The 23759-nt window shown below is 72.7% G+C and carries 25 protein-coding genes and 1 riboswitch; of the genes, 13 read left to right on the top strand and 12 right to left on the bottom strand.

Translation table 11 applies throughout. From position 1 onward, the window contains the following. Positions 1–12: 12 nt before the first annotated feature. The 3 genes from ACIP4Y_RS04900 to ACIP4Y_RS04890 form a co-directional block, all read right to left on the bottom strand. A complete protein-coding gene (locus ACIP4Y_RS04900) occupies positions 13–396 on the bottom strand; it encodes a DUF3040 domain-containing protein (RefSeq protein ID WP_358637508.1) in 384 nt (127 codons plus the stop codon). 297 nt (positions 397–693) lie between these two features. Next, complete coding sequence (locus ACIP4Y_RS04895; RefSeq protein WP_401387745.1) at positions 694–1464, bottom strand: methyltransferase; 771 nt, start codon at positions 1462–1464, stop codon at positions 694–696. A 96-nt stretch (positions 1465–1560) separates the two neighbouring features. Next, on the bottom strand, positions 1561–2151 hold the full coding sequence (locus ACIP4Y_RS04890; protein WP_401387742.1) for an SAV_6107 family HEPN domain-containing protein: 591 nt from the start codon (positions 2149–2151) through the stop codon (positions 1561–1563). Positions 2152–2313: 162 nt separating this feature from the next. On the opposite strand from ACIP4Y_RS04890, the gene ACIP4Y_RS04885 reads away from it, so the two are divergent. The 4 genes from ACIP4Y_RS04885 to ACIP4Y_RS04870 all read left to right on the top strand — a co-directional run bounded on the left by ACIP4Y_RS04885 (position 2314) and on the right by ACIP4Y_RS04870 (position 7878). Further along, entirely contained in the window at positions 2314–3135 is an 822-nt protein-coding gene (locus ACIP4Y_RS04885) for an ATP-binding cassette domain-containing protein (RefSeq protein ID WP_401387740.1), read from the top strand. Beyond that, positions 3107–5191, top strand: a complete 2085-nt coding sequence (locus ACIP4Y_RS04880; RefSeq protein WP_358637515.1) for a YhgE/Pip domain-containing protein — start codon at positions 3107–3109, stop codon at positions 5189–5191. Before ACIP4Y_RS04885 ends, ACIP4Y_RS04880 begins: the two co-directional genes overlap by 29 nt. Positions 5192–5238: 47 nt before the next feature. Beyond that, positions 5239–5868 carry a TetR/AcrR family transcriptional regulator gene (locus ACIP4Y_RS04875; protein ID WP_358637517.1) on the top strand — a complete coding sequence of 210 codons (630 nt, stop codon included), beginning with the start codon at positions 5239–5241 and terminating at the stop codon, positions 5866–5868. A 501-nt stretch (positions 5869–6369) separates the two neighbouring features. After that, positions 6370–7878: a phytoene desaturase family protein gene (locus ACIP4Y_RS04870; protein WP_401387736.1), complete on the top strand. Its 1509-nt coding sequence runs from the start codon at positions 6370–6372 to the stop codon at positions 7876–7878. A gap of 22 nt (positions 7879–7900) precedes the next feature. Here ACIP4Y_RS04870 and ACIP4Y_RS04865 read toward each other — a convergent pair whose 3' ends face one another. The 6 genes from ACIP4Y_RS04865 to ACIP4Y_RS04840 all read right to left on the bottom strand — a co-directional run bounded on the left by ACIP4Y_RS04865 (position 7901) and on the right by ACIP4Y_RS04840 (position 12741). Further along, positions 7901–8833: a hypothetical protein gene (locus tag ACIP4Y_RS04865; protein ID WP_401387733.1), complete on the bottom strand. Its 933-nt coding sequence runs from the start codon at positions 8831–8833 to the stop codon at positions 7901–7903. Between the two features lie 56 nt (positions 8834–8889). Further along, the gene (metF, locus tag ACIP4Y_RS04860; RefSeq protein WP_358637523.1) at positions 8890–9813 is read right to left on the bottom strand and encodes a methylenetetrahydrofolate reductase [NAD(P)H]; all 924 of its coding nucleotides are present in this window, start codon (positions 9811–9813) and stop codon (positions 8890–8892) included. Between the two features lie 97 nt (positions 9814–9910). Continuing rightward, on the bottom strand, positions 9911–10561 hold the full coding sequence (gene thiE / locus ACIP4Y_RS04855) for a thiamine phosphate synthase (protein WP_358637525.1): 651 nt from the start codon (positions 10559–10561) through the stop codon (positions 9911–9913). 94 nt (positions 10562–10655) lie between these two features. Continuing rightward, positions 10656–11021, bottom strand: coding sequence for an Rv2175c family DNA-binding protein (locus ACIP4Y_RS04850; RefSeq protein WP_358637527.1), 366 nt, complete (start codon positions 11019–11021; stop codon positions 10656–10658). A 104-nt stretch (positions 11022–11125) separates the two neighbouring features. Beyond that, on the bottom strand, positions 11126–12358 hold the full coding sequence (locus ACIP4Y_RS04845; RefSeq protein WP_401387728.1) for an NAD(P)/FAD-dependent oxidoreductase: 1233 nt from the start codon (positions 12356–12358) through the stop codon (positions 11126–11128). A gap of 32 nt (positions 12359–12390) precedes the next feature. After that, positions 12391–12741: a hypothetical protein gene (locus ACIP4Y_RS04840; protein ID WP_401387725.1), complete on the bottom strand. Its 351-nt coding sequence runs from the start codon at positions 12739–12741 to the stop codon at positions 12391–12393. A gap of 53 nt (positions 12742–12794) precedes the next feature. Further along, a riboswitch (TPP riboswitch) is annotated at positions 12795–12906 on the top strand. On the opposite strand from ACIP4Y_RS04840, the gene thiO reads away from it, so the two are divergent. From thiO to ACIP4Y_RS04810, 6 genes are all read left to right on the top strand, one after another. Beyond that, on the top strand, positions 12904–14073 hold the full coding sequence (gene thiO / locus ACIP4Y_RS04835; protein ID WP_358637533.1) for a glycine oxidase ThiO: 1170 nt from the start codon (positions 12904–12906) through the stop codon (positions 14071–14073). (Overlaps the previous riboswitch by 3 nt.) Beyond that, the gene (gene thiS, locus ACIP4Y_RS04830) at positions 14070–14282 is read left to right on the top strand and encodes a sulfur carrier protein ThiS (protein WP_401387722.1); all 213 of its coding nucleotides are present in this window, start codon (positions 14070–14072) and stop codon (positions 14280–14282) included. Before thiO ends, thiS begins: the two co-directional genes overlap by 4 nt. A gap of 3 nt (positions 14283–14285) precedes the next feature. After that, positions 14286–15080, top strand: coding sequence for a thiazole synthase (locus ACIP4Y_RS04825; RefSeq protein ID WP_358637537.1), 795 nt, complete (start codon positions 14286–14288; stop codon positions 15078–15080). Between the two features lie 81 nt (positions 15081–15161). Continuing rightward, a complete protein-coding gene (gene pknB / locus ACIP4Y_RS04820; RefSeq protein ID WP_401387719.1) occupies positions 15162–17093 on the top strand; it encodes a Stk1 family PASTA domain-containing Ser/Thr kinase in 1932 nt (643 codons plus the stop codon). Positions 17094–17150: 57 nt separating this feature from the next. Then, positions 17151–18029 (top strand): deoxyribonuclease IV, encoded by an 879-nt coding sequence (locus ACIP4Y_RS04815; protein ID WP_401387716.1) that lies wholly within the window; start codon positions 17151–17153, stop codon positions 18027–18029. Positions 18030–18106: 77 nt separating this feature from the next. Further along, on the top strand, positions 18107–18607 hold the full coding sequence (locus tag ACIP4Y_RS04810; protein WP_358637542.1) for a DUF4396 domain-containing protein: 501 nt from the start codon (positions 18107–18109) through the stop codon (positions 18605–18607). A 19-nt stretch (positions 18608–18626) separates the two neighbouring features. Here the strand turns inward: ACIP4Y_RS04810 and ACIP4Y_RS04805 are convergent, their stop codons facing one another. Next, on the bottom strand, positions 18627–19259 hold the full coding sequence (locus ACIP4Y_RS04805) for a sulfite oxidase-like oxidoreductase (RefSeq protein ID WP_401387713.1): 633 nt from the start codon (positions 19257–19259) through the stop codon (positions 18627–18629). Positions 19260–19433: 174 nt separating this feature from the next. Between ACIP4Y_RS04805 and bfr the strand changes: the two genes are divergently transcribed. Then, on the top strand, positions 19434–19916 hold the full coding sequence (bfr, locus tag ACIP4Y_RS04800; protein ID WP_358637546.1) for a bacterioferritin: 483 nt from the start codon (positions 19434–19436) through the stop codon (positions 19914–19916). Between the two features lie 3 nt (positions 19917–19919). Here bfr and ACIP4Y_RS04795 read toward each other — a convergent pair whose 3' ends face one another. Together ACIP4Y_RS04795 and ACIP4Y_RS04790 are read right to left on the bottom strand one after the other, a co-directional pair. After that, positions 19920–20144, bottom strand: coding sequence for a (2Fe-2S)-binding protein (locus ACIP4Y_RS04795; protein WP_358637548.1), 225 nt, complete (start codon positions 20142–20144; stop codon positions 19920–19922). A gap of 141 nt (positions 20145–20285) precedes the next feature. Next, positions 20286–21638, bottom strand: a complete 1353-nt coding sequence (locus ACIP4Y_RS04790; protein ID WP_358637550.1) for a class II 3-deoxy-7-phosphoheptulonate synthase — start codon at positions 21636–21638, stop codon at positions 20286–20288. Between the two features lie 96 nt (positions 21639–21734). Here ACIP4Y_RS04790 and ACIP4Y_RS04785 point away from each other — a divergent pair, with 96 nt between their 5' ends. Then, positions 21735–21791: a trp operon leader peptide gene (locus ACIP4Y_RS04785; protein WP_079060191.1), complete on the top strand. Its 57-nt coding sequence runs from the start codon at positions 21735–21737 to the stop codon at positions 21789–21791. A 98-nt stretch (positions 21792–21889) separates the two neighbouring features. After that, complete coding sequence (locus ACIP4Y_RS04780) at positions 21890–23746, top strand: anthranilate synthase family protein (RefSeq protein WP_401387708.1); 1857 nt, start codon at positions 21890–21892, stop codon at positions 23744–23746. Positions 23747–23759: the final 13 nt, after the last annotated feature.

Raw genomic sequence — 23759 nt, 5'->3', positions numbered from 1 at the left:
AAGCGCCGGGGATCAGTGCCCCTGTTCGTCCCGGCGGCGCTGCCAGCGCTGCTCGATCCGGTCCATCATGGAGCGCTTGGGACGCGCCGGACCGCGCATTCCGGCCGGGGGCTGCTCCCCAGGCTTCGGGGCCTTGCGCCAGCCCGTGACGGCGAGCACGGCACAGCCCAGCATGACGAGGAAACCGACCACGCTGACCCAGATCAGCTGCGCGACCATTCCGGCCATGAGGAGCGCGATACCCGCGAGGAAGCCTGCGACCGCCTGGTAGACCCGCCGCCGGGTGTACGTCCGCAGCCCGTTTCCCTCAAGCGCCGACGCGAACTTGGGGTCTTCGGCGTACAGCGCTCGCTCCATCTGCTCAAGCATTCGCTGCTCGTGCTCAGAGAGCGGCACGGAGTCCTCCTCATCGTGCAGTCGCCGGGGGCGACCCGGGGGGTCCCTTCAGGATAGGCAGGGAATCGCCCCCGTGAAACCCGCCCCTCTACGCCAATCGGCCAACCGGAAACCGCCATGGCCGTCCCGGCTCGCTGAGGCTTCCATTCCCCGGCGGCCGACCCGTCATGCCGGGTGGCGTACCTCGATCATACGGCGCAAACCCCTCGATCGGGGGGCTTGTGGCGTACTCCATCCGCTGCCGAGGCGCTGATCAGCGGCTCGCCTCGGTGGTGCGGTCCGGTGCCGGTGGGCCGCTCAGGCCTCGGCGGCACCCCTCGTCTCGCCGAGCACATGCAGCTGGGTGGCCACGGAGTGGAAGGCGGGCAGTTCGGCCGCCGCGGCCTCCAGCTTCAGCAGCGCGTCCAGGGCGCCGGGCTCGGTGTCCACCAGGACGCCGGGCACGAGGTCGGCGAAGACGCGCACGCCGTGCACCGCGCCGACGCGCAGGCCGGCGCCCTCGACGAGCGCGGTGAGCTGCTCGGCGGTGAAGCGGCGGGGCACCGGGTCGCCGGTGCCCCAGCGGCCGGCGGGGTCCCGGAGCGCCTGCCGGGCCTCGGTGAAGTGGCCGGCGAGGGCGCGGGCGAGCACGGCTCCGCCGAGACCGGCGGCGAGGACGCTCAGCACGCCCTCGGAGCGCAGCGCGGCGACCGCGTTGCGGACGCCCTCGGCCGGGTCGTCCACGAACTCCAGGACGCCGTGGCACAGGACGGCGTCGTAGCCGCCGCGCTCGACCACGTCGAACAGGCCGTGCGCGTCGCCCTGGACGCCCGCGACCCGGTCGGCGACACCGGCCTCGGCAGCGCGGCGCTCCAGCGCGAACAGGGCGTTGGGGCTGGGGTCGACAACGGTGACCCGGTGGCCGAGGCGGGCCAGGGGCACGGCGAAGTTGCCGCTGCCGCCGCCGGTGTCGAGGACGTCCAGCGAGTCCCGGCCCGTGGCCTTGACCCGGCGGTCGAGGGCGTCCTGCAGGACCTCCCAGACCACGGCGGTACGGAGAGAGGCGCGGGGGCGCGTCGGGTCCGACACGAGATGACTCCTCGGCAGGGCGAACGTCAGGAGAGGTCCACCCTATTGCTTCCGTGCCGTGCCTGGTCACCGCGGCGGCGTACGACCTGTGCGCGGTCAGCCCGCGTCCGGTAATCCGCCTCCCTTCCCCGGGCCGTCGGCGCCGGTGCCGCTGTCGGTGCCGGTGTCGGTGTCGGTGTCCTGGCGGGGCTGGGGCAGGACGGGCTGGAGGACGAGCATCCGCTCCACGATGCGGAGGAACATCGCCACGTCCCGTATCAGGTCGTCGGCGTCCCGCTGCCCGGCGGCGCCCTGGATGCCCGCCTCGGCGCGGGCCCGGCGCGCGGCACCCGAGGCGAACAGCGCGCTCCACTCGGTCAGCTCGGGCGCGATCTCGGGCAGCACCTCCCAGGCGCTGCGGATGCGGGCCCGGCGACGCGGGGAGGTCTCGGGCCGGCCCCGGGCGGCGAGCACGGCGGCGGCGGTGCGCAGGGCGGCCAGGTGGGCCGTCGCATAGCGCTCGTTCGGCGTGTCCAGGACGGTGGCCTCCTCCAGGCCGGCCCGGGCCTGGGCGAGCAGGTCGAGGGCGGCGGGCGGGGCCGTGGCCCGGCGGAGCACGGGGTGCACGTCGCTCGCCGGGCCGGTCAGTGAGGGGGCAGGGCCGGTGGCGCGGCGCCGGCGGGCGGCGGCTGCGGACGAGTGGGCCATGACGAACCTCCTGTCGTCTGGGTGACGGCACGAATGCCGTATGTGCCCATCGTGCGGTATGCCACTGACAATCCGTTCTGACCTGGGCCTTTGCCTCGAGCGTAGGTTCGGGCGTATTTTTGCACTGACCAGTCAGTTCAAATTTGCCACACAGGGGGGCCAGTGGACGCCACGGTCGGCGCGGACCTCAGGGCCGAGGGCCTCGGACTCAAGGGGCCACGGGGGTGGACCTTCCGCGGCATCACCCTGGACGCGGAGCCCGGCTCACTGATCGCAATCGAGGGACCGTCCGGCTCCGGCCGCACGAGTCTGCTGCTCGCGCTCACGGGACGGATGAAGCCCACCGAAGGAGTGGCCGCTGTCGCCGGGTTCAAACTCCCCCGGCACATGGCGGCCCTGCGCCGGGTCAGCGCGGTGGCCAACGTGAGCGGCGTGACCGACCTGGAGCCGGCCCTCACCGTCGGCGAGCACCTGCGCGAGCGGGCCCTGCTGCAGCGCCGGTTCGACGACTCCCTGCGCGAGCTGCTGCGGCCCCGCGCCCAGCGCGCGCACGAGGCGCGGCTGCGGGTCGACGCGGCCCTGGCCGCCGCCGGACTCGACCTGGAGACGCTCCCGAAGGGCTCCCGGACGGCGGTACGCGACCTGGAGCGGCCGCAGGAGGTGCGGCTGTCGCTCGCGCTGGCCCTGCTCGGCCGGCCCCGGCTGCTCGGCGTGGACGACATCGACATGAAGCTCTCGGACGCCGAACGCGGCGGGATCTGGGACGTGTTGCGGTCCCTCTCGCGCGCGGGGACGACGGTCGTCGCGGTGTGCCGCACCGCCCCCGAGGACTGCGTCACCGTGCGGACGGAGCGGACGAGGGCCGAGCGTCGGAAGCCCGGGCCGGAGGACGAAGCGGAGAAGGATCCCGGGAACGAGCCCGAGCAGTCCGAGCCGAAGAAGGAGGAAGCCGGCGATGCGCTCACCGAGGCTGGCCGCGCTTGAGCTGAGGCGCTTCGGGCGCGGGAAACTGCCGCGCGCCGCCCTGGTCGCGCTGCTCGTGCTGCCCCTGCTCTACGGCGCCCTGTACCTGTGGTCCTTCTGGGACCCGTACGGCCGTCTGGACCGGATCCCGGTGGCCCTGGTGAACGACGACAAGGGCGCGACGGCGGGCGGGAAGAAGATCACCGCCGGGGACGACATCGTCGACGGGCTGCGTGACAGCCGGAGCTTCGAGTGGCACGAGGTGAGCGACGACGAGGCCCGCCGGGGCGTCGAGGACGGCACCTACTACCTGTCGCTGACCATGCCGGCCGACTTCAGCCGCCGGATCGCCTCCAGCTCGGGCGACTCCCCCGAGACCGGCGCCCTCCGGGTGCGCACCAACGACGCGAACAACTACATCGTCGGCCAGATCTCCCGCACCGTCTTCAGCGAGGTGCGCTCGGCCGCGTCCAAGAAGGCCTCCCGGGGCTTCCTGGACAAGATCTTCGTGTCCTTCTCCGACATCCACGACAAGACCGTCACGGCGGCGCAGGGCGCGGACAAGCTGAACAGCGGCATCGGGAAGGCGGAGAAGGGCTCCAAGGACCTCGCGGACGGGCTGAAGGACGCCAAGGGCGGCAGCGGCAAGCTGGCCAAGGGCCTCGAGAAGCTCGACACCGGCTCCGGCGACCTCCAGCAGGGCTCGCGGCAGGTCGCCGACGGCACCCAGGCGCTCGCCGACAAGGTCAACGGCGTCTACGCCGAGGCGGGCCCGTTCCTGAAGACCAACGAGAAGACCATCGGGGACACCGCCCGGCTGGTCTCCGACTCGGCGAAGGCGGTGAAGGACAACCTGGACGTGCTGGTGAAGCGCGCGCCGGCCGCCGCGAAGATCGCTCACGGGTCCTCCGCCCTCCTCGACAAGATCTACCGGGAGCGCTGCGAGGGGGTGACCGTCCCCGACCCGGCCTGCCCGGAGCTGAAGCGGGCGAGGACGGCCGCCGCCGAGGTGGCCACCGTCGCCGACGACCTCAACACGCTGATCGCCGACCAGAACGGCGATCTGAAGACGATGCGGGACAACCTCGGCACGCTGCAGAAGCAGGCCGACGCCCTCGCCGCACGCGCCCCGCACCTGTACGAGGACGTCGACGACGCCGTCAAGAAGATCAACAAGCTGAACACCGGCGCGCAGAAGGTCGCCGCCGGCGCCGAGAAGCTGCACACCGGAATCGGCACCGCCCACACCGGCGCGGTCACGCTGGACCAGGGCATCGGCACCGCGAAGTCGGGCGCCGAGACCCTGAACGGCGGCCTGTACAAGCTCTCGGACGGTTCCGGGAAGCTGGCCGGCGGGCTGCACTCGGGCGCGAAGAAGATCCCGGACTACGACAAGCAGGACCGCGACCGGCGCACCGGCGTGATGGCCGACCCGGTCCAGCTGGCCTCCCACGACCTGCACAAGGCACCGAACTACGGCACGGGGTTCGCCCCCTACTTCATCCCGCTGTCCCTGTGGGTCGGCGCGATGGTGGCCTACATGCTGATCCCGCCGCTCAACCGGCGGGCTCTCGCGGCCGGCTCCTCCGCGTGGCGGATCGCGCTGGCCGGCTGGCTGCCGGTGGTCGCGGTGGGCGTGCTCCAGGTGGCCGCGCTGATGGCCGTACTGCACTGGGCGATCGGGCTGCAGATGCTGCGGGCGGCCGGCACGATCGGCTTCCTGTGCCTGGTCACGGCGTGTTTCGCGGCGATCGTGCAGTGGCTGAACGCCCGCTTCGGCCCGGCGGGCCGGATCCTGGTGCTCGCGCTGCTGATGCTCCAGCTGACCTCTGCGGGCGGCACCTATCCCGTGCAGACCAGCCCGGGCTTCTTCAACGCGATCCACCCGTTCCTGCCGATGAGCTACATCGTGGAGGCGCTGCGCCGGCTGATCACTGGCGGCGGGCTCGGCCCGGTGTGGCAGGCGTGCGGAGTGCTCGCCGCGTTCACCGCCGGCGCGCTCGCGCTGACCGCGCTGGCGGCCCGCCGCCGCCAGGTGTGGACGCCGGACCGGCTGCACCCGGAGCTGAGCCTGTGATCCGGGGGCGGCGTCCGCACGCGCGCGTACCTGTGAGAATCGGGGCCATGGAAAGCAGCAGCGCCAAGGCCGGCGGCAGCACGCGCCGCGAGGCCACCCGGCAGAAGCTCTACGAGGCGGCCGTCACCCTCATCGCCGAGCAGGGCTTCTCCGCGACCACGGTGGACGAGATCGCCGAGCGGGCCGGGGTCGCGAAGGGCACGGTCTACTACAACTTCGCGAGCAAATCCGTTCTCTTCGAGGAGCTGCTGAGGCACGGCGTCGGCCTGCTCACCGCCTCCCTGAAGGAGGCGGCCGAGCAGACGGCACGCGAGGGCGGCAGCAAGGTGGACGCGCTGGACGCGATGGTCCGCGCGGGACTGGTCTTCATCGACCGCTACCCGGCCTTCACCCAGCTGTACGTCGCCGAGCTGTGGCGCACCAACCGGGCCTGGCAGTCCACCCTGATGGTGGTGCGGCAGGAGGCGGTCGCGGTGGTCGAGGGGGTGCTGCGCGAGGGCGTGGCGGCCGGCGAGTTCAGCGACGAGATCGACATCCAGCTGACGGCGGCGGCGCTGGTCGGCATGGTCCTGGTGGCCGCGCTGGACTGGAAGTCCTTCCAGCCGGAGCGCTCCCTGGACGACGTCCACGCGGCCCTGTCCCGGCTGCTCCAGGGACGGGTCAGCGGCACGGTCTGAAAGACACACGAAAGGCCTGCAAGGCCTGCGAGGCACACGAGGCACACGAGGAAGGCGCCGGTCCGCTGCCGGACCGGCGCCTTCGTTTCCCCCGTGTGCCACCGGGATTCCCCCGTGATCCCCCGTGATCCCCCGTGATCCCCGTTCTCCCGGTGTTTCCCCCGTTGCCCCCGTACTTCCTTCCCGTACTCCCCCGTGTACGGGCTCCCCCGTGCGGACCCCCGTGGTGGTCTCTCCCCAGGGCCCCCGTGTCTCGCTTCCGCCGACGGATCGGCGGAAGGAGCGGCCGGCGGGCGGGCGCCGTTCCGCCGCCCCGTGTCGGCGGTGCCGGGCCACGCCCCCTGCCGTGCCTCCACTCTCTCGTTCCGGCGGCCCGCGCCCCATCCGCGCGCGTACTCATCTCGCGGTCTGAGTACGTGTACTCAGCCGTCCGCGCCCGTGCCCACGCGCCCGGGCCGCCCGGCGGCCGCGTTGTCGGCGGCGGTCGATAAAGTCGCAGGCATGGCACGGATTGCGGTGATCGGCGCCGGGATGGGCGCGATGGCGGCTGCCGCCCGGCTGGCCGTCGCGGGCCACCGGGTGGTGGTGTACGAGCGCACGGAGACGTACGGCGGTGCGGTGCGCCGGTTCGAGCGGGAGGGATTCCGCTTCGACACGGGCCCGGGACTGCTGACGCTGCCCGCCGTGTACCGCGATCTGTTCCTCAAGACCGGCAAGGAGCCGCTGGAGGACTGCGTCGAGCTGGTCCAGGTCGACCCCTCGTCGCGGCACGTCTTCGCGGACGGCACGGAGGTGTCGCTGCCGAACGCCTCCCGCGCGGGCGTGGTCGCGGCGCTGGACGAGGCGTTGGGCGCGGGGGCGGGCGAGCGCTGGGGCGACTTCCTGGTGCGCGCCCGCGAGGCCTGGGACCGCACCCGCCGGCCGCTGCTGGAGGAGCCGCTGTGGCCCAACTGGGAGGTGCTGGTCGACAAGGAACCGTATCCGGGCACCCGGTACAAGCGGCTGCTGCGCACCCACCGTGTGGTCAAGCTGTTCGAGATCGGCACACGGGAGCTGCGCGACCCCCGGCTGATCCAGCTGCTGGAGGGGTACGCGCTCGCGTACGGCGTCGACCCCGGCATCGCTCCGGCGAGCGCGGCCGTGCTGCCGTACATGGAGCACGCCTTCGGCACCTGGTACGTGCGCGGCGGAGTCCGGGAGCTGGCGCGCGCGGTGTACGAGCGGTGCCTGAAGCGCCGGGTGGAGTTCGTCTTCGGTGCCGAAGTGGTCCGGGTCCTGGAGAAGGACGGCCGGGCGGCCGGGGTGGAGCTGGCCGACCGGACGGTGGCCGAGGCGGACTTCGTCGTCGGCGCGGGCCCGTGGCGGCTGGGCGGCCTGCTCCCGGACCGGGAGCTGTACGGCGCGGGGGACGTGCCCCCGGACCCCGAGGACCGCTACCCGGGCCGGGTGGTCGTGTGCCTGGCGCTGCGCGGGGCGCGGGAGTCCGGCGCGGTGCACCGCACGGTGGTGCACGCGGCCGACGCCGACGGGGACCTGGACCTGTTCCGGCACGGGGTGCTGCCCGACCTGCCGCAGGTCGTCGTGGACCGGCCGGACGACCCGGCCCTGCGCCCCGACGCGGAGCACGAGTCCGTGGTGCTGACGGCGACCGTGCCGTCCGCCGCGGAGTACGACTGGGCCGCGCCGGGGGCCGCCGATGCATTCGCCGACCGGCTGGTGGCCGCCGCCGAGCGTGCCGTACCGGGGCTGCGCGAGCGGGTGCTGTGGCGGGAGATCCGCACCCCGCTGGACACCGAGCGGGAGACGGGCGCCACGGGCGGTGCCGTTCCGCCGCCCGCGCTGGCCGGGCCGGAGGGTGTGCTGCACCCGGCCAACACCACGGCGGTGCCGGGCCTGTTCGCGGTCGGCGGCTGGGCGCACCCCGGCGGCGGCCTTCCGCACGCCGGCATGTCGGGTGCGCTGGTGGCCGGACTGATCGTGGAGGGGCCGGAGTTCCGCGGCTCGCAGTGACGGGCTCGCGCCGCGCGGGTCCTCAGAAGCGGTACTGCTCGTCGTACCCGACCCCGGGCTGCGGCTGCTGGCCGCCCGTGGTGTGCGGGTACGGCTGCTCCTGCGGGAGTTCGCCGCCGTAGGTCTCGTCGGTGCGCTGCTGTGGCACCCACACCCCGCCGGCCGGGGTCTCGCCGTAACCGCCCGTGGCGTACGGGTCCTGGGCGTACCCCTGCTGCTGCCCGTACTGCTGGCCGTATCCCTGGTCGTAGGAGCCGTAGGCCTGGTTGCCGATGTACGGGTCGGAATAGTTGGCGTAGCTCTGCTGGCCCGCGGTGTCGTAGCCGTAGTCCTGCTGCCCGTAGCCGGAGTAGTCGTAGGCGTAGTTCTGCTGAGCGGTGCCCGCGGGGGCGGGGTTCGCGTGGGCGGGGTCGCCGTAGACGCCGTAGGTGCCGGTGTCGTCGGGGAGGGGCTGCGGCTCGTAGACGGCGGTGGTCTCGGCGGCGGTGGGCTCGGCCGTGCGGGAGGCGGCCGGGGTGAAGACGTCGTCGCGGTCGTAGTCGTCGTCGTAGTCGCCGTGCGTCCGGCCGGAGCCGTATCCGCCCTGGTCGTGAGCCTGGCCGTCGGCGGTCGCGGCGGACTCGGCCGCGTCCTGCCGGTCCGCCCCGGTCCGGTCCGCCCGGCCGCGGCGGCGCTTGCTGCCGCCGCCGGCCCCGGCTTCGGGCCGCTTGACCGCCCAGCCGGAGGCGAAGCCGCGGCGGAACGACAGCGTGACGTAGGTCTGGCCGACGGCGAAGGCGATCGCGCCCAGCCCGATCACGATCACGGACGGCATCAGCACGCCCAGCACGACGCCGAGGAAGCCGGCGAAGGCGAGGAGGCGCCAGCGCAGCCGCGCCTTGTACTGCAGCAGCACCTCGCCCAGCAACCACAGCGCGACGCCGCCGAACGCGATGTAGAGGACCGTCCAGCCCATGTACGCCCCTCTCCCAGTGACCGCTACGCAGTGTGTCGTATCGCGGTGCGGCCGGTCTAGGCCTGCGGGGGGTGGTGCAGGCCCAGGTTCTCGTAGATTTCCAGGGTCGCCGTGGAGTTGTTGAGCGTGATGAAGTGCAGTCCGGGCACTCCCTCGGCCAGCAGCCGAGCGCAGAACTCCGTGGCGAACTCGATACCGATGGAGCGTACCGCCGCCGGATCGTCCTTCGCTGTGAGGATCCGCTCTTTGAGGGCGTCCGGGAAGTGGGCGTTGCTGAGCTTCGGCAACCGTTCCAGCATCTTCACGCTGGTGACCGGCAGAACCTCCGGGATCACCGGGGTGTCACAGCCCGCGGCCACCACACGGTCGCGCAGCCGCAGATACGACTCCGGCTGGAAGAACATCTGTGTGATGGCGTAGTCGGCGCCCGCACGGCACTTGTCCACGAAGTGGGCGACGTCGGTGTCCCAGTCCGCGGAGCGCGGGTGCATCTCCGGGAAGGCGGCGACGCCCACGCAGAAGTCGCCCGACTCCTTGATGAGCCGGACGAGTTCGGCGGCGTAGGTCAGTCCCCGCGGGTGCGGCACCCACTCGCCCATCGGGTCGCCGGGCGGGTCGCCGCGCACGGCGAGCATGTTGCGGATGCCGGCGTCCGCGTACTGGCCGATGATGTTGCGCAGCTCGGCGATGGAGTGGTCGACCGCGGTGAGGTGGGCGACCGGGGTGAGCGTGGTGTCGGCGACGATCTGCTCGGTCTCCTTGACCGTGCCCGCGCGGGTGGAGCCGCCGGCACCGTAGGTCACGGAGACGAAGTCGGGGGCGACCGCCTCGACCCGCCGGAGCGCGCTCCACAGGTTCCGCTCGCCCTTGGGGGTCTTCGGCGCCGAGAACTCGAACGAGTACGTCGTCTTGCCGGCGGCGAGCATGTCGCGCACGGTGCGTGCGCGATCAGTCCTGGTGGATGCGGTTCCGAGGGCCATACCGGCAGGTTAGCCAGGGGTAGGCGGTCCCCCAACCGGACGTCGGTAATTTGCCCGATTTGTCGCCTTCCTGTCCAGTGGGTGGACAGAACCGGCGCTAGCGGGCGTCCCGCAGCCGCTTCGCGAGCTCCGCCGCCGCCGCGCCCGGGTCGTCCGCCTCGGTGATCGCGCGGACCACGACCACCCGGCGGGCACCCGCGTCCAGCACCTGGTCCAGGGTGCCGAGGTCGATGCCGCCGATGGCGAACCAGGGGCGGTCGGTGCCGAGGCCCGCCGTGTAGCGGACCAGGTCCAGGCCGGGGGCGTGCCGGCCGGGCTTGGTGGGGGTGGGCCAGCATGGGCCGGTGCAGAAGTAGTCCACACCCTCCTGGACGGCGGCCGCGGCGGCCTCGGACTCGGCGTGCGTGGAGCGGCCTATGAGGATGTCGTCGCCGAGGACGGCGCGGGCCGCGGGGACCGGCAGGTCGCCCTGGCCGAGGTGGAGCACCGCGGCGCGGGCGGCGTGGGCGACGTCCGCCCGGTCGTTGACCGCGAGCAGCTTGCCGTGGCGGGCGCAGGCCTCGGCGAAGACCTCGAGGTGCTCCAGCTCCTCGGCGGCCTCCATCCCCTTGTCGCGCAGCTGCACGATGTCGACACCGCCGGCCAGGACCGCGTCCAGGAACTCGGGCAGGTCCCCCTGGCGCTTGCGGGCGTCCGTGCAGAGGTACAGGCGGGCGTCGGCGAGCGCGGCGCGGGCGGTGTCGGACATGCGTGGGTCCCCCCGTGGTGTCGGTGTCCGCTGTGGTGCGGGGCGGTGGCGTACGGGTGTCCGGCCCGCACGCCACCTCCTGCTGCGGGTCGGCTCAGACGGCGAGCGCCTGGGCGCGGCGCTTCACCTCCGTGCCGCGATTCTCGCTCAGGGCCTGCGCGGGGGTGCCGGGCAGGGTCGGGTCGGGGGTGAAGAGCCACTCGATCATCTCTTCGACCGTGAAGCCGTCGTCCCGCAGGAGCGTCAGGGTCCCGGCCAGGCCCTTGACGACCTTGTCCCCGTCGATGAAGGCGGCGGGGACGTGCAGCGCCTTGTTCTCACCACGGCGCACGGCGATGAGCTGGCCCTCCTTGACCAGCTGCCGGACGCGCGTCACCTCGACGCCGAGCATGTCGGCGATGTCGGGGAGAGTGAGCCAGGCGGGGACGAGAGCATCAATTTTTGCGTCAATCTCGGTCACGGGGACAAGCGTAGGCGCTTCGCCGGACCGGCCGCGATCTGTCATCGGCCGTCTGCGGGTCCGTCGTGGGTGCTCGCGCAGTTCCCCGCGCCCCTTCCGGGCGCTCAGTCAGCCGTGGCGTCCTTCAGAGGGCGGGCCGGGTCGGACAAGGCGGCGGGGTCCATGGTCCGGCCCGCCTCGATCAGCCGGCGGCCCTGGGCCAGATCCCGGGGGCGGCCCACCGCCAGCAGGGCCACCAGGCGGCCCTCGTGCAGCCAGCACACCGTCCAGGACGGGCCCGCCGGGTCACCCCGCCACACCAGGAGGTCGGCCCCGGCGTGGTGGCCGGCGTACTGCACGAACCGGCCGAACTGCTCCGACCAGAAGTACGGCACCGGATCGTAGACGGCCGGGGTCTCCCCGAGGATGTTCGCGGCGACCGTGCGCGGGCCCTGCAGGGCGTTGTCCCAGTGGTGGACGAGGAGCCGTTCGCCGTAGCGGGCCGACGGGAAGGAGGCACAGTCCCCGACGGCGTACACGTCCGGCACGGAAGCGCGCAGGCGGTTGTCGGTGAGGACCTCGCCGTGCGGGCCCAGCTCGATGCCGGAGCCGGCCAGCCAGGCGGTGGCGGGGCGGGCGCCGATGCCGACGACGACGGCGCCCGCGGGCAGCCGGGTGCCGTCGGAGAGCACTACCTCGCCGGGCTCGACGCGCTCCACGCGCGCGCGGGTGCGCAGGTCCGCGCCCGCGTCGGCGTACCAGGCGGCCATGGGCGCGGCGACCTCGGCGGGCAGGGCGCCGGCGAGCGGGTGCTCGGCGGCCTCCACGACGGTCACCGCGCAGCCGGCCTCGCGGGCGGCGGTGGCGAACTCGGCGCCGATCCAGCCGGCGCCCACGACCACGATGTCGTGCTGGCGGGCGAGGACGGGCCGCAGCCGTTCGGCGTCGTCCAGGGTGCGCAGCAGATGCACGCCGGGCACGCCCTCGGCGCCGGGCAGCCGGATCGGTTCGGCGCCGGTGGCGAGGACCAGGACGTCGTACGGCACCGGGCCCGCCTCGGTGTCCAGCTCGTGCTCGGCGGGGCGCAGGCCCAGCACCTCGCAGCCGAGCCGCAGCTCGACCCCGAGGGACTCGAAGTCCACCTCGAAGGCGGAGCCCTCGGCCTTGCCGAGCAGGACCGCCTTCGACAGCGGCGGCCGGTCGTACGGCTGGTGCGGCTCGGCGCCGATGACGGTCACACTGCCCCGGAAGCCCTGCTCGCGCAGGGCGACCGCGGTCTGCACCCCGGCCATGCCCGCGCCGACGACGACCACGCGCCGCCCCGCCGCCGTGCCCTCTTCCGCTGTCTGCTCGCTCACCCGATCACCATAGACAATTGACGATCTGTCAGTCAGGGGGCCTGCCCGGTGAGCTGTTCCACAACGCTCGTGCCGGAGCCCGGCCGGGACTCCCACTCCCAGGTCTCCTCCAGCCGCACCCGCCCGTCCGGCAGCTCGACGACCGTGGACACGCAGTGCCCGGAGGCGGTCGTCCCGTCGGTCCTCAGCTGCACGTACCGGAAGTCCAGCCGGTCCCCCTCACGGGTGCCCACCAGATGGCCGCGTACGACGTCGCCGCCCGCGTAGTCGGCCCAGATCCCGCCGTCCTCCTCGTGGTACGTGAACCGGGTTCGGGTACCCACCTGACCTGGATCTTGGTCCGCCACGGGGGCGAGGACCAGTCCGTCGAGCGACCGGGCCATGGAACGGGGCTCCCTTACGGGTGAGGAGGGCTGCGGGCTAGGGTGGCCACCGTACAAGCACTCGCGGGAGCCCGGACGCACCGGGCTGAGAGGGAGGCTGGCGGCCTCCGACCGTACGAACCTGATCCGGGTCATGCCGGCGAAGGGAGGGGCTGGACGCCCATGTCGTCACGTACGTCCGACGTCCTCGTCATCGGGGGCGGAATCATCGGCCTGGTCACGGCCTGGCGCGCGGCGCAGCGCGGGCTCGCCACGGCCGTGGTGGACCCCGAGCCCGGCGGCGGGGCCGCGCAGGTCGCGGCCGGCATGCTGGCCGCGGTCACCGAACTGCACTACGGCGAGGAGACCCTGCTCGCCCTGAACCTGGAATCGGCCCGCCGCTACCCCGGCTTCGCGGCCGAGCTGACCGAACTGACGGGCCACGACCTCGGTTACCGCCGCTGCGGCACCCTCGCCGTCGCGCTGGACGCCGACGACCGCGCCCACCTGCGGGAACTGCACGAACTCCAGCAGCGCTCGGGGCTCGCTTCGGAGTGGCTGTCCGGGCGGGACTGCCGGCGTCTGGAACCGATGCTGGCGCCGGGGGTGCGCGGCGGGCTGCGGGTGGACGCCGACCACCAGATCGACCCGCGCCGGCTGGCGGCGGCCCTGGCGGCCGCGTGCGAGCGGGCCGGTGTGGTGTTCCACCGCGCATGGGCGGAGCGGCTGGACGTGGTGCGGGACCGGGCCGCCGGGGTCACCACGGCGGACGGCAGCGCACTGCGCGCGGACCAGGTGGTGCTCGCGGCGGGCAGCCTGAGCGGGCGGCTCGCCGGCGTGCCGGACGAGCTGCTGCCGCCGGTGCGGCCGGTCAAGGGGCAGGTGCTGCGGCTGACCGTGCCGCGCCGGTACGCGCCGTTCCTGAGCCGGACCGTCCGGGCCGTGGTGCGCGGCAGCCACGTCTACCTGGTGCCCCGGGAGAACGGCGAACTGGTCGTCGGCGCCACCAGCGAGGAGCTGGGCTGGGACACCACGGTCACGGCCGGGGGCGTGTACGAGCTGCTGCGCGACGCCCATGAGCTGGTGCCCGGCATCACCGAACTGCCGCTCACCGAGACCCGGGCCGGACTGCGCCCCGGCTCCCCCGACAACGCGCCGCTGCTCGGCCCCTCCGGGCTGGCCGGGCTGCTGCTGGCCACCGGGCACCACCGCAACGGGGTGCTGCTCACGCCGGTCACCGGGGACGTGCTGGCGCACACCCTGGTCGCCGGTGAACTGCCGGAGGAAGCCCGTCCGTTCGCCCCGCAGCGCTTCGGCACCGCGCTCACGGAGAAGCTGGAGCAGACCGCATGAACAGCCCGGTCCTGATTTCCGTCAACGGGGAGCGCCGGGAGATCGCCCCGGGCACCGCTCTCGACGCCCTCGTCCGGACCCTCACCGCGGCGCCGCGCGGGGTGGCCGCCGCCGTCAACGAGACCGTCGTCCCGCGCGCGCAGTGGGCGGCCACCGCCCTCGCCGACGGCGACCGGGTCGAGGTCCTCACCGCCGTGCAGGGGGGCTGAGCCATGGCCGACGATTCCCTCGTCCTCGGTGACCTGGCCCTGTCCTCCCGGCTGATCATGGGCACGGGCGGGGCGCCCAGTCTCGAGGTGCTGGAGCGGGCGCTGGTCGCCTCCGGCACGGAGCTGACCACGGTCGCGATGCGCCGGGTGGACCCCTCCGTGCACGGCTCGGTGCTGTCGGTGCTGGAGAAGCTCGGCATCCGGGTACTGCCGAACACGGCGGGCTGCTTCACCGCCGGTGAGGCCGTGCTGACCGCCCGGCTGGCCCGGGAGGCACTCGGTACGGACCTGGTGAAGCTGGAGGTCATCGCCGACGAGCGGACGCTGCTGCCGGATCCGGTGGAGCTGCTGGAGGCGGCGGAGACACTGGTCGACGACGGGTTCACGGTGCTGCCGTACACGAACGACGACCCCGTGCTCGCGCGGAAGCTGGAGGACGTGGGGTGCGCGGCGGTCATGCCGCTCGGCTCGCCGATCGGGTCCGGCCTCGGTATCCGTAACCCGCACAACTTCCAGCTGATCGTGGAGCACGCGCGCGTGCCGGTGATTCTGGATGCGGGGGCCGGTACGGCGTCCGACGTGGCGTTGGCGATGGAGCTGGGGTGTGCGGGGGTGATGCTGGCCTCTGCGGTGACGCGGGCCCAGGAGCCGGAGGTCATGGCTGCGGCGATGAAGCACGCGGTGGAAGGGGGGCGGCTGGCTCGGCTGGCCGGGCGGATTCCCCGGAGGTATCTCGCTGCGGCGTCGTCTCCTGCGGAGGGCCTGGCCGTCCTGGACCCCGAGCGTCCCGCGTTCTGACCGTCACAGGTCGGCTGCAGTGCCGGTGGGAAAGCGGTCTCCGCGCGGGAACCGTCGGTGCTCCCTCGTAGACTCCCTCGCGTGGATACGACCCTTCAGGACCCCCTCGTCGGGCAGTTGCTCGACGGCCGGTACCGCGTCGACGCGCGCGTCGCGGCCGGCGGGATGGCCACGGTGTACCGGGCCCTGGACACCCGCCTGGACCGCGTGCTCGCGTTGAAGGTGATGCACCCGACACTCGCGGCCGACGGGACGTTCGTCGAGCGGTTCATCCGGGAGGCGAAGTCCGTCGCCCGGCTCGACCACCCCAACGTGGTGCAGGTCTTCGACCAGGGGACCGACGGGTCGTACGTCTACCTGGCGATGGAGTACATCGCCGGCTGCACCCTGCGGGACGTGCTGCGCGAGCGGGGCGCGGTGCAGCCGCGGGCCGCGCTGGACATCCTGGAGCCGGTGCTCGCCGCGCTCGGTGCCGCGCACCGGGCCGGGTTCGTGCACCGGGACATGAAGCCGGAGAACGTGCTGATAGGCGACGACGGCCGGGTCAAGGTCGCCGACTTCGGGCTGGTGCGCTCCGTGGACACGGTGACCAGCACGACGGGTGCCGTGCTCGGGACCGTCTCCTATCTCGCGCCGGAGCAGATCGAGCAGGGCACCACCGATCCGCGCGTCGACGTGTACGCGTGCGGTGTGGTCCTGTACGAGATGCTGACGGGCGGGAAGCCGCACTCCGGGGACTCCCCGGCCCAGGTGCTCTACAAGCACATCCACGAGGACGTGCCCGCGCCCTCGGCGCTGGTGCCGGGGCTGCCGTACGTGCTGGACGAGCTGGTGGCGTCGGCCACCGCGCGCATCCCGGACATCCGGCCGCACGACGCCGTCGCGCTGCTCGCCCAGGTCCGCGAGGCCCGTCTGACGCTGACCGACGAGCAGCTGGACGCGGTGCCGCCGCAGGCGCTGACCGCGGAGCACGACAACGCCGAGGACCGCACGAGCGTGATCCCGCGCGCACTCACGGTGCCCCGGCCGCTGCCCGTCGACGAGGACGCGGACGCCCCCGGGGACGGCGTCGACCGCACCGCCCGCTTCCAGAGCCCGCCCGTGCCGCCCCGCCGGCGTCCGGCGCGGCCCCCGCGCGCGGTGCTCGCCGTGATCGCGGCCGTCCTGCTGGTGTTCGGTGTGGGCGCCGGGGTCTGGTACATCAACTCCGGCCAGTTCACCAAGGTGCCGCCGCTGCTGGCGCAGACCGAGGCGCAGGCGCGGGCCCGGCTGAGCGCGGCCGGCCTCGACGTGGGCCAGGTCAAGCGGGCGTACAGCGACACCGTCGAGCGCGGCGCGGTGATCGGCTCCGACCCGGCGCCCGGCGCGCGGATCCGGGACCACGACGCGGTGACGCTGACCGTCTCGCTGGGCCCGGAGACGGTGAACGTGCCGAACGTGAAGGGACAGCCGCTCGCGAAGGCGCAGGCACGGCTGAAGGCGGACGGCCTGGAGCCGGGCATGGTCACCCGCGAGTTCAGCGAGGACGTGGCCAGGGGCTCGGTGGTCGGTACGACGCCGGAGGCGGGCACCAAGCGGCACGCGGGCTCGGCGATCGCGCTGATCGTGAGCAAGGGCAGCCCGGTCGACGTGCCGGACGTCACCGGCGACGACGTGGACAGCGCCCGGCAGGAGCTGACGGACGCCGGGCTGAAGGTGAGGATCGCGGCCGGGCGGATCAACTCCGAGTACGACAAGGGCGAGGTCGCCGCGCAGAGCCCGGACGAGGGCAGCCGGGCCGCCGAGGGCGACACGGTGACGCTGACCCTGTCCAAGGGTCCCGAGATGATCGAGGTCCCGGACGTGACCGGTGACAGCGTGGACGACGCGCACAAGACCCTGGAGGCCGCCGGCTTCGAGGTGGACGAGGACCGCGGGCTGCTCGGGCTGTTCGGCGACACCGTGAAGAAGCAGTCGGTGGCGGGCGGCGACAAGGCGCCCAAGGGGTCGACGATCACGATCACCATCCGGTGACCGGTCTCACCGGGGACCGCGGCCCGGGCGCGGGGGCGGACATGACACCCTGAACGGGTGAGTCCTGTTCCGTCCCCCCTCCCCCGCAACCCCGTCGGCAGCCATGTGCCCGTGGCCGGCGGCCTGCACTCCGTGGGGCTGTCGTACGCCCGTGATCTGAAGGCGGAGACCGTGCAGGTCTTCGTCGCCAACCCGCGCGGCTGGGCCACGCCGCCCGGCAACTCGCGGCAGGACGAGGCGTTCCGCGCGGCGTGCGCCGAGGAGTCGATCCCGGCGTACGTGCACGCGCCGTACCTGATCAACTTCGGCTCGCACACCGAGGCGACGGTGGAGCGGTCGGTGGAGTCGCTCAGGCACTCGCTGCGGCGCGGGCGGCAGATCGGCGCGCTGGGCGTGGTGGTGCACACCGGGAGCGCGACCGGGGGGCGGGCCCGGGAGGTGGCCCTGAAGCAGGTGCGCGCGCACCTGCTGCCGCTGCTGGACGAGCTGACCCACGACGACGACCCGTTCCTGCTGCTGGAGTCGACGGCCGGGCAGGGCGCCTCGCTGTGCTCGCGGACCTGGGACTTCGGGCCGTACTTCGAGGCGCTGGACGCCCATCCGAAGCTGGGCGTGTGCCTGGACACCTGCCACGTCTTCGCCGCCGGGCACGACCTGACCGGGCCGAGCGGCATGCACCAGACCCTGGACCTGCTGGTGGACACCGTGGGCGAGGGCCGGCTGAAGCTGATCCACGCCAACGACTCCAAGGACGTGGTGGGCGCGCACAAGGACCGGCACGCGAACATCGGTGCCGGCCACATCGGCGAGGACCCGTTCCGGGCGCTCATGACCCACCCCGCGACCGAGGGCGTCCCACTGGTCATCGAGACGCCCGGCGGCAAGGAGGGACATGCGGCGGACGTGGAGCGGCTGAAGAAACTGCGCGACGCATAGCCCCCTTGGGGAATACCCCTAGGGGGTATACGGTTCCTGTCCTGTGCAGGAGCCGTCATCCGACATGGGGGTACGTCATGCAGCACGAGGCGCACACCGAACACGTCCACCACCCCGCACATCACGCCGGCCACGCGGGCGCGGCCGGCTGGCGTACCGCCGTGCAGGCCACCCTGCACTGCCTCACCGGCTGCGCCATCGGCGAGGTGCTCGGCATGGTCGTCGGCACGGCGCTGGGCTGGGGGAACCTGGCCACCACCCTGCTCGCGATCGTGCTGGCCTTCTTCTTCGGCTACTCGCTCACCCTGCGCGGGATCCTGCGGGCCGGCGTCGGCTTCCGTACGGCCTTCCGGGTCGCGCTGGCCGCGGACACGCTGTCCATCGCCGTGATGGAGCTGATCGACAACGGGGTGATCGCGGTCTGGCCGTCCGCGATGGACGCCATGCTGGGCGACGCGCTGTTCTGGATCTCGCTCGCGGTCTCGCTCGTGATCGCCTTCGCGGTGACCACCCCGGTCAACAAGTGGATGATCGGCCGGGGCAAGGGGCACGCGGTGGTGCACCGGTACCACCACTGACGCGCCCGGGGGCCGGCAGTCAGAGCTCGGGGCCGTCCCCGGGCTGCTCCTGGTAGGAGTAGCGCTGTTCCTTCCAGGGGTCGCCGATGTTGTGGTAGCCGCGCTCCTCCCAGAAGCCGCGGCGGTCGGCGGTCATGTACTCCACGCCCCGGACCCACTTCGGGCCCTTCCAGGCGTACAGGTGGGGCACGATCAGGCGGACCGGGAAGCCGTGCTCGGCGGTGAGCAGCTCGCCGTCCTTGTGGGTGGCGAAGAGGGTGCGGTCGGAGGCGAAGTCCGACAGGCGCAGGTTCGAGCTGAAGCCGTACTCCGCCCAGACCATGACATGGGTGACGTCCGGCGCCGGCGGGGTCAGGTCGAGGATCGCGCGGGCCGGGATGCCGCCCCACTCCGCGCCGACCATGCTGAACTTCGTCACGCAGTGCAGATCGGCCACCACGGTGGTGTACGGCAGGGCCGTGAACTCCTCGTGGTTCCAGGTGCGCTTGTCCCCGTCGGCGGTGGCGCCGAAGACCCGGAACTCCCAGCGTTCGGGCCGGAACTTCGGGACCGGCCCGTAGTGCGTGACCGGCCAGCCCCGCTGGAGCCGCTGACCCGGCGGAAGCTCGGACCCGGCCGCTGCCCCAGACTCTCGCTCCACCGGATGACCCATGTATCCATCCTGACAGACCTCGGGCAGTGCCCTTGACCACCCTCCCCCGAACCGGACAAGCTACATCAACTCAGCACGTACTTACTAAGTACGCACTTACTGGACGATCTTCGCCGCCGGTGCAATCATGCCGCCGCACCCTCTCCCGTATCCCGTGTGGAAGGAGCCGCTGCGATGCAGGGCGACCCCGAGGTCATCGAGTTCCTCAACGAGCAGCTCACCGGCGAGCTGACCGCGATCAACCAGTACTTCCTGCACGCGAAGATGCAGGAGAACCTCGGTTGGTACAAGCTCGCCAAGTACACGCGGCACGAGTCGTTCGACGAGATGAAGCACGCGGAGGTGCTCACCGACCGGATCCTGTTCCTGGAAGGGCTGCCCAACTACCAGCGGCTCTTCCACGTCCGGGTCGGGCAGACGGTGCGGGAGATGTTCGAGGCCGACCGGCAGATCGAGGTCGAGGCGATCGACCGGCTGCGGCGGGGCATCAAGGTGATGCGCGAGAAGGGGGACATCACGTCCGCCAACATCTTCGAGGACATCCTCGCCGACGAGGAGCACCACATCGACTACCTCGACACCCAGCTGGAGCTGCTGGACAAGCTCGGCGAGGCGCTCTACCTCGCCCAGCTGATCGAGCAGCCGGAGAGCAGCTGAGCCCTAGGCCGCGTCGGGGAGGTCCGCCAGCGCCGGCCTGCCCTGGTCGGCCAGCTCACGGCGCGGGCAGGCGCCCCGGCCGAGGATGGCCTGGATCCGGCGGACGCACGAGCCGCAGTCCGTGCCCGCCTTGCAGGCGGAGGCGATCTGGCGGGGGGTGCAGGCGCCGTTGTCCGCGTGCTGTTTCACCTGGTCCTCGGTGATGCCGAAGCAGCTGCACACGTACACGCGGATCCACCTCCCGACGGGATCGCTGTCTGTCCTGCCATCCCGTATCTCGGTGAGGCAAACCTAACCTTACCCATCCCCTCCGGGGCCCGCAAAGAGAAAGGGGCGCGGATCCGGTGTGATCCGCGCCCCTTCCGGTGCTCACTGGTCCCGGTACATCTCCGCGACGAGGAACGCCAGGTCCAGCGACTGGCTGCGGTTCAGCCGCGGGTCGCAGGCCGTCTCGTAGCGCTGGTGCAGGTCGTCGACGAAGATCTCGTCGCCGCCGCCCACGCACTCGGTGACGTCGTCGCCGGTCAGCTCCACGTGGATGCCGCCCGGGTGGGTGCCGAGCGCCTTGTGCACCTCGAAGAAGCCCTTGACCTCGTCGAGCACGTCGTCGAAGCGGCGGGTCTTGTGCCCGGAGGCCGCCTCGAAGGTGTTGCCGTGCATCGGGTCGGTCACCCAGGCCACCGTGGCACCGGACGCCGTGACCTTCTCGACCAGCTCGGGGAGCTTGTCGCGGATCTTGCCGGCGCCCATGCGGACGATGAAGGTCAGCCGGCCCGGCTCCCGCTCGGGGTCGAGGCGGTCGATGTACTGCAGCGCCTCCTCGGCCGTGGTGTTCGGGCCGAGCTTGATGCCGATCGGGTTGCGGATCTGCGAGGCGAACTCGATGTGCGCGTGGTCCAGCTGCCGGGTGCGCTCACCGATCCACACCATGTGCGCCGAGACGTCGTACAGCTTGCCGGTGCGGGAGTCGACCCGGGTCAGGGCGGACTCGTAGTCCAGCAGCAGTGCCTCGTGCGAGGAGAAGAACTCGACGGTCTTGAACTCCTCCGGGTCGGTGCCGCAGGCCCGCATGAAGTTCAGCGCGTTGTCGATCTCGCGGGCGAGCTGCTCGTAGCGCTGGCCCGACGGCGAGGTGCGCACGAAGTCCTGGTTCCAGGCGTGCACCTGGCGCAGGTCCGCGTAGCCACCGGTGGTGAAGGCGCGCACCAGGTTCAGCGTGGACGCCGAGGCGTGGTACATGCGCTTCAGCCGCTCGGGGTCCGGGATGCGGCTGGCCTCGGTGAAGTCGAAGCCGTTGACGGAGTCGCCCCGGTACACCGGGAGCGTCAGGCCGTCGCGGGTCTCGGTCGGCTTGGAGCGGGGCTTGGAGTACTGCCCGGCGATCCGGCCCACCTTCACCACGGGCACGGAGGCCGCGTAGGTCAGCACGGCGCCCATCTGGAGCAGCGTCTTCAGCTTGTTGCGGATGTGGTCGGCGGACACCGCGTCGAAAGCCTCGGCGCAGTCGCCGCCCTGGAGGAGGAACGCCTCTCCCTTGGCGACGGCCGCCATCCGGGCGCGCAGCTGGTCGCACTCGCCTGCGAAGACGAGCGGCGGATACGACTCGAGGTCCGCGATCACTGCGCGCAGAGCCTCGGCGTCGGGGTACTCGGGCTGCTGCGCCGCGGGCAGGTTTCGCCAGGTGTTGCCAGCGCTCGGGCTGGTCTTAGCGTTCACGGTCACGAGCTCAACATTACGGGGTGCGGTCGTGCCTTCCCGCCGGTGCTCAGGTTGTGAGACACGGGATACAGAGTGCGGACATGCGGTAGGGTTCCCGGCATGTTCGCGCCGTCGATCCAGAACTGGTGGTGGACCGCTTCTCCGGCGGCCCACTGATCGCGCGCACCACCGACTTCGCGAAGGCCGCCCGAGGGGCGGCCTTCGGCGTTTCCGGGGCCGTTCCTCCTCACCGAGTCACCGACGGAAGAGGAACCATGGACCTGGCACAGCTGCTGCACGACCCCCGCCCCTTCGCCCTGCTGCGCCGCCGCGCCCCGGGCCGCGACGAGCACCCGGTGGAGGTGCTGCTCGGCCCGGTGACCGGCCGGGACCGGCTCGCCGACCTGCCCGACGAGGGGCTCGCCCTCGTCCCGTTCCGGCAGCTGCGCGAGCGCGGCTTCGACGTCCGAGACGACGGCACCCCGCTGCTGGTGCTGACCCCGGAGGAGTCGTACGAGATCCCGCTCGACGAGGCGCTCTCCCAGCTCCCCACGCACGAGGTGCGGGTCGAGGGCGGGGGCTTCGACGTCGGCGACGAGGAGTACGGCGAGATCGTCGGGCGGGTGCTGCGCGAGGAGATCGGCCGGGGCGAGGGCGCGAACTTCGTGATCCGCCGCACGTACCAGGGCGAGATCCCCGGCTTCGGCCGGGCGGACGCGCTCGCCCTGTTCCGGCGGCTGCTGGCGGGCGAGCGGGGCGCGTACTGGACGTTCGTCGTGCACACCGGGGACCGCACGCTGGTCGGGGCGAGCCCGGAGGTGCACGTCCGGATGAGCGGCGGAACCGTGGTGATGAACCCCATCAGCGGGACGTACCGCTATCCCGCCGAGGGGCCCACCCCGGAGCAGCTGCTGGAGTTCCTCGCCGACGGCAAGGAGACGGAGGAGCTGTCGATGGTGGTCGACGAGGAGCTGAAGATGATGTGCACCGTCGGCGACATGGGCGGGGTCGTCGTCGGCCCGCGGCTGAAGGAGATGGCGCACCTCGCGCACACCGAGTACGAACTGCGCGGGAAGTCCTCCCTGGACGCGCGGGAGGTGCTGCGGGAGACGATGTTCGCGGCGACCGTCACCGGGTCGCCGGTGCAGAACGCCTGCCGGGTGATCGAACGGCACGAAGCGGGCGGGCGCGGCTACTACGCCGGTGCGCTGGCGCTGCTCGGCCGGGACTCCGGGGGCGCGCAGACCCTCGACTCCCCCATCCTGATCCGCACCGCCGACATCTGCGCCGACGGCCGGCTGCGCGTGCCCGTCGGGGCGACCCTGGTGCGCGGCTCCGACCCGGCCGGCGAGGTCGCGGAGACCCACGCGAAGGCGGCGGGCGTGCTGGCCGCCCTCGGGGTGGGGCCGGCCCGGCCGCTCCCGGACCGGGAGCGGCCCCGGCTGGCCGACGACCCGCGGGTGCGGGCCGCGCTGGACGGGCGCCGGGCCGGGCTCGCGCCGTTCTGGCTGCGGATGCAGGAGCGGTCCGACGCCCTGTCGGGCCATGCCCTCGTCGTGGACGGCGAGGACACCTTCACCGCGATGCTGGCGCACGTCCTGCGCTCGGGCGGGCTCGAGGTGACCGTCCGGCGCTACGACGAGCCCGGGCTGCGGGAGACGGTGCTCGCCCACCGGGGGCCGGTCGTGCTGGGGCCCGGTCCCGGTGACCCCCGCGACCTCGCCGACCCCAGGATGCGGTTCCTGCGGGACCTCGCCGCCGAGGTGGTCCGCACCCATCCGCACGGTGTGCTGGGCGTCTGCCTCGGGCACGAGCTGCTCGCGGTGGAGCTGGGCCTGGAGATCGTCCGGAAGGAGGTGCCGTACCAGGGGGCGCAGACCGGGATCGACCTGTTCGGGCGGAACGAGACCGTCGGTTTCTACAACAGCTTCGTGGCGCGCTGCGACGAGGACACGGCCCGGGAGCTGGCCGCGCACGGGGTGGAGGTGAGCCGGGCGGAGAACGGGGAGGTGCACGCGCTGCGCGGCCCCGGCTTCGCGGGCGTGCAGTTCCACCCCGAGTCGGTGCTGACCCTGAACGGGGCCGCGGTCGTACGGGAGCTGATCGGTCAGCTGCGCCGCACGACCGTGTAGCCGTCCGGAGGCC

It is taken from the genome of Streptomyces sp. NPDC088810, assembly GCF_044750305.1.
In the GTDB taxonomy this organism is placed as follows: Bacteria; Actinomycetota; Actinomycetes; order Streptomycetales; family Streptomycetaceae; genus Streptomyces.
This window is presented reverse-complemented; position numbering and strand designations above follow the sequence as displayed.